Genomic DNA, 5307 nt, shown 5'->3' on the forward strand with positions numbered 1-5307 from the left:
TTCACACCGCTACGCGCGCGACCTTGCCGGCGCGCGCCAACGCCGCGATGCGCTCGATCTGGGCGTCGTCCAGGCTGCTTCGACGCAGCGCGCGTCAATGTCGCGCCGCGAGCACCAGCGCGGCCTGATCGAGCAGGCGAGAGTCGGACGGATCGCGGCCGACCAGGCCATCGACACCGCTGCGCAGGAGTGTGGTCGCGCGGGCGACATCGCCGCGCTGCGCAAGGATCAAGCCGCGCAGCAGGTCCAGACGCAGCAGCCACAGCCCATCGGCCTGCACGGCCTGGAGTGCCTTCGCGTCGAGGCCGTCGACGAGTATCGATGCCGCGTCGGTCGAGCCGGCGTCGATGAGGGCGGCAGCAAGCCAGAACGCCGTCGCCTGCACCTGGGGATTGCGCGCGGACAATTGCGCGCCGAGGCGAGCGTAAGCCGTTTGCAGTCGTGGCACGGCTTCCTGCGTCTGCGTGTCTTCGTAGTAGGCCTGAGCCAGGTTGGCGAGTGCGATGTTGGTGAAGTTGTGCTCGTCGCCGAATTTTTGACGCAGGCCGGCGTATGCGCGCTGGCCGTAGTCGATCGCCTTGCGCCAGTCGCGACGTTGCATGGCGACCGAGTAGAGATCGCCGAGGATCATGAGGTTGCGCGTGTGGCCTTCGCCGAGCAGGGCCACGATCCGGCCCTGCGCATGCAGCAGTCGAGCCTCGGCTGCATCGGGATCACCGCCCAGCGTGTAGGTGCGCGCTACCTGCGCCTCGGCGAACGCGGCGACAAGGCCATTGTCATCGTCGCGTGCGTTGACCTCGGCGATCAGCGTCTCGCCTTCGCGGCGAGCCTGCTCCAGCCGTCCGGTCTGGGTGAGCACGCCGATCAGGTCCATGCGCAGGGAGTCGAGCATGTAGCTGTTGTCGGGTTCGGCAAGGCGCAGGGCGGCGATCGCTTCCTGGTAGGCAGGCAGCGCGGCTGCATACTCGCCTTGGTTCATCGCCCATGTCGCGCTCGCCGCAGCGAGCAGGGAGCGCCGTTGCGGATCGCGCGAGTCGCCTATTGCGCGCGCAAGCGCGTCGATCTGCGCCTTCGACGTCTCGAACTGCGAGGTGCGGGCGAGCAGGCGCGCGAGCAGCGCCCGCGCACGCAGGGTGTCGAGTGCGTCCTCGCCCTGTTCGCGAAGCCGCAGTTCAAGGGCGCGTCGCGCCTCGGTCTCGGCTTCGGGGAGCAGCTCGATCGTATTGAAGAGTGTCGCCAGGCTGGCGCGCACCGATGCCTCGGTCAGTGGCTGCGCCTGGAATCGCTGGGCGATGCGCTGGCGCGCACCCAGCAGGAGTTCCTTCAGCGACGCACCACCGCCCTGCGACAACACGAGTGGATTCGAGCGTCCGATCAGATCCTCGTTGAGGAAGCGATTGATGGCGTTGGCGCGGGCGAGTGCAAGCCGGGCCTCGTCGCGCGCACGCGAGGCGGCAAACCACAGTCCCAACGCGGCAACCAAGCCGGCCGCCAGTGCGACACCGAGGGCGATTGCGAACGGACGTCGGGCGCGGCTGCGCGCGAGCGCGATCCGTTCGCGCCGCGCCTCGGCCTCGCAGGCTTGCGCCTGACGGACCGCCGTGCGACGCGCGTCGAGTGTGCGCAGGCGGGCAGCCAGTTCAGCGGCCCCGCTCAGGCGCCGCTGCGGATCGCCGTCGGTGGCGGTGCTGATGTCGTCGCGCAACAGCGGATCGTCGATGTCGCGCTCCCAACCCGAGGTCATCGGGCGGGTGACATCACCGGCAAGCAGCTGGTAGAGCATGATGCCAAGCGCGAACACGTCACTTCGCGCCGACGGCGATTGACCGCTGAAAATTTCCGGTGCGATATACAGCGGCGTCCCCAGGTCGCCATCGGTGACGGCGCTCTGGGTCACGCTCATCCCGAGTCGCGAGATACCGAGCTCGTCAAGCCGCTCCGGGTCGAGCAGGCGGCCGCTGCCGAAATCGGTGAGGCGTACGTGCCAGCCACCGCCCTCAGGGGCGACGAGGACATTGGCCGGCTTCAGATCCTTGTGCAGTACGCCGACCGCGTGTGCCGTGGCCACGGCGTCGGCAAGCTGGACAAACAGTGCGATGCGCTCATCGGTGGACGTCGCGGCCAAATGTTCGCGCGACCAATCGAGCAGGTTGTCACCGCCGTAACCGCACTCGAGAAAAAATGGCGGTTGCTCGAAGTTCCAGTCGACGATGGCGACGAACCCGGCATCGTCGCTGGCGCTTTCGTGCAGCACGCGCAGCAGCGTCGCCTCGCGCTTGAGCGCGCGCAGCGGTTCGCCCCCGCCCGCGAACTTGTACACGCGCAGCGCATGCGTGCGCGGCTGCTCGGCGAGCCAGACTTCGCCATCACGCCGCGCACCGAGCTGACGCCGCAACACGAAGTTCTCGCGGCCCGGTACGGCGTCGCCAGCGGCCAGTCTGAGCTCACTGACGATCCGATTGCCGACCGCAGTACGCGACACGGGCCCGACCAAGCGATAGCCGATCCGCGCGTGGGTGACCAGATGCTGCGCATTGCTCTCGCCGAGCGCCCGGCGCAGCTTGGCGATCGCATTGGGCAACACCTTGTCGACGGTGACCCGGCCCGACCACACATCGCGCAGGAGTTCTTCCTTGGTGACCACCTCGTCGGCATGCCGCAACAAGTAGGCGAGAACGGCCAGCGCACGGTGTTCGATCTCGACGCGCAGACCGGCGACGCGCAGCTCGACCTTGGCTTCGTCGAATTCTGCGCTGCCGAAGCGGAACAGGTGGCAGCGGGCTCCGGGCTGGGCGGGATCGTGCATGCGGCGTCGGGAGGCAGCGCGGGGGCACGAGACCCCGACGCGCCGATTGCTGGCGGGCTGGCCAGCAGGATACACGAGCGGCCTGCGGGCGTGGATGGGCGCAGCGCGAGCGACGCGTGGACAAACCGTTACCAAACCGTGGCCTGCATGGCCACCGTCGGGCGGCAACTTCGGCTACGGTGCGCAGCCCCGCCGGGCGCCGGCTCATCAGCTGGCGCAGCGGCGCCGATGTCCGCTCGAGACCACCTTCAAGGAAACCGTCAAATGAGGCTTCGTCCAGTTCTGCTGACTCTCGCCATCGCCTGTGCCGTCCCGGCACTCCACGCCAGCGCGCAGGGCATCCCGTGGCAGGCCGTCATCGGCAAGGGTTCGAGCGTCGTCGTGCCGGGATTGCCTGCCACGGCTCGCAACTATGGCGACGTTCTGCTCGGCGATGCCGGTGCGGCGCGCGTTGGCGTGCGCATGATCACGAGCGGCCAGCAGGGCTATTGGGCTCTCCGCCAGGGCGTGTGGGTGCAATACATGAAGGAAGGGGTCACCGACGCGGCTGGACCGGGGCGCAGCGGCGGCGAGGCTGGCCATGTATTCCTCGACTATTCGTCCGGGTTCGGCGATGCCGGTGTCGATGGGCAGCGCGTGTTCGTCGCCAAGGCCGGCCCTGCAGCCAATCCCGCGGCGGCGACGTGGGGCGTGTGGCGCTGGGACCAGCAGGCCAACGTGGAAGTCGTGCGCATCCTCACCGATGGCGCCCTCGGTCCTGGCATGGGTACGGATTGGAGGTATCAGTCAGGCTCGTCCCTCACCGCCCGTGCGATGAACGGGGGCCGCGTCCTCGTCAACGCCGATGTGACCTCGCCGTCGGGTCAGCCCAACCGCCTGCTGGTCCAGTCGCGGCCCGGCCAAGGCAACCAGCCCTGCATGTTGCGCGGTTCAACCGCGCGCGATCTCGCGCCCAATCTCACTGCGGGCGACTATTTCAATGCCTCGTGGGGCCTGGGTTCGATCGCCATCACGCCAACCAATCGAGTCTATGGTGCGTTCAGTGCGAGCAGTGGCGAAGGCGTGTGGGAAGTGTGCGACGGCGCGCCGCGTCCCCTCGCAGCCAGCGGTCGCGCCGACGCGCTCGGCCCGGACATCGGCTTGGCCACGGCGCGCTTCACCAGTGGCTTCACCACGCCGCGACCGGGTGAGGAAGGCAACGTCACCTTCTTTGCGAACTATCGCCCGACTGCCAACGATGCCAGTCGCGCTGGCCTGTTCTGGAACGACGGCACGGCCAATCGCCCGTTGGCCATGAACGACGCCGCCGGTCAGCACGGCCCCCACTTTCTCGACGCGGTCTGGACCTCGTTCAACACCGGCACCCTGATGTCGGCCGGAGCGTGGAGCGCATTCATTGCCAATACCCGCACCGGGGACGGCGCTTCGCAGCAAGGCCTGTGGCGCGTGAGGGCCGGCGCCGCACCGGAACTGGTGGCACTGTTCGATCTCGCGGGTGCCTACGGGCCTGAACAAGGCCGCATGTGGCACAGCATCCATGCCAGCGCAATCCTGTCCAACGGCGACATCCTCGCCGCGGCCTACACCAATCCCGACAACGAACATGCGCTGTGGCTCCTCAGGCGCGGACAGGCGCCGCGCCGCGTCCTCGCCGCCGGCCAGACCGTAGCGGTCCCGACCAGCACAGGACTTGTCGCCGACACGGTGGTGGATTTCGGCGTCGACGACTCCGGACCGGCGCTGTACGGCGGCGGCTCCGACTCCTGGGTCGGTGCCGACGGCAGCGTGCTGGTCCAGGTCACCACGGCGACGTATGGCAGCGTGCGCGCCATGGCGATCCCGTCCGATCCGACCGATCGCATCTTCACGGATGGCTTTGACGATTGAAGTGGTGGCTATCGAAAATGTGCGCTTCGCGACGCCACAAACTGGCGCCGCGCATCGTGAGATCCGACCTTGCAACCGATACTGGGAAAGCCAATGAGTTCAACGCAACTTGAAGATTTCGCCGTGCACGTGAAGCACAAACTGGCCGCACTGTGGGCGGCATTGATGTTCTGCTACATCTACGGCGACTACTTCGGGCTCTACGTGCCAGGCAAATTGCGGGGAATGCTTGCCGGCGACGGGCCGATTGGAGCCACGAGCCAAGGCACGCTGGTGGCGACCTCGATCCTGTTGGCGATCCCCGGGCTCATGGTTTTCCTGTGCCTGGTGCTGCCACCGAGGCTGAACCGTTGGCTCAACATCGTGCTGGCCCTGTTCTACATCGTCATCATGCTGCTGACCATGCCCGGAGCATGGTGGTTCTATATCGTTCTGGGCATGGTTGAGATCGCACTGGGTGTGCTCACGATCTGGTACGCGTGGCGCTGGCCAAGGCGCGCGTGACCAAGCCGGTCCGGCGCCGGCGCCGCCGGGTCCAGTCGCAGCGCTGCGGCACGCGCCCGGCGCAGCACTGAGCACGGCGGACAGCACAGCCACGCCTGGCCCTGCGCGGG

The 5307-nt window shown here is 67.8% G+C and carries 3 protein-coding genes; 2 read left to right on the plus strand and 1 reads right to left on the minus strand.

The genetic code is table 11. The annotated features are described in order from the left end of the window. Nucleotides 1-94: 94 nt before the first annotated feature. The gene (locus tag KF903_RS14245; RefSeq protein ID WP_291216218.1) at nucleotides 95-2806 is read right to left on the minus strand and encodes a tetratricopeptide repeat protein; all 2712 of its coding nucleotides are present in this window, start codon (nucleotides 2804-2806) and stop codon (nucleotides 95-97) included. Between KF903_RS14245 and KF903_RS14250 the strand changes: the two genes are divergently transcribed. Both KF903_RS14250 and KF903_RS14255 read left to right on the plus strand, forming a co-directional pair. Continuing rightward, on the plus strand, nucleotides 2690-4693 hold the full coding sequence (locus tag KF903_RS14250; protein ID WP_291216221.1) for a hypothetical protein: 2004 nt from the start codon (nucleotides 2690-2692) through the stop codon (nucleotides 4691-4693). The genes KF903_RS14245 and KF903_RS14250 overlap by 117 nt on opposite strands. A 93-nt stretch (nucleotides 4694-4786) precedes the next feature. Next, a complete protein-coding gene (locus KF903_RS14255; RefSeq protein WP_291216224.1) occupies nucleotides 4787-5197 on the plus strand; it encodes a DUF6326 family protein in 411 nt (136 codons plus the stop codon). Nucleotides 5198-5307: the final 110 nt, after the last annotated feature.

The organism is Dokdonella sp., from assembly GCF_019634845.1.
Classification (GTDB): Bacteria; Pseudomonadota; Gammaproteobacteria; order Xanthomonadales; family Rhodanobacteraceae; genus Dokdonella_A.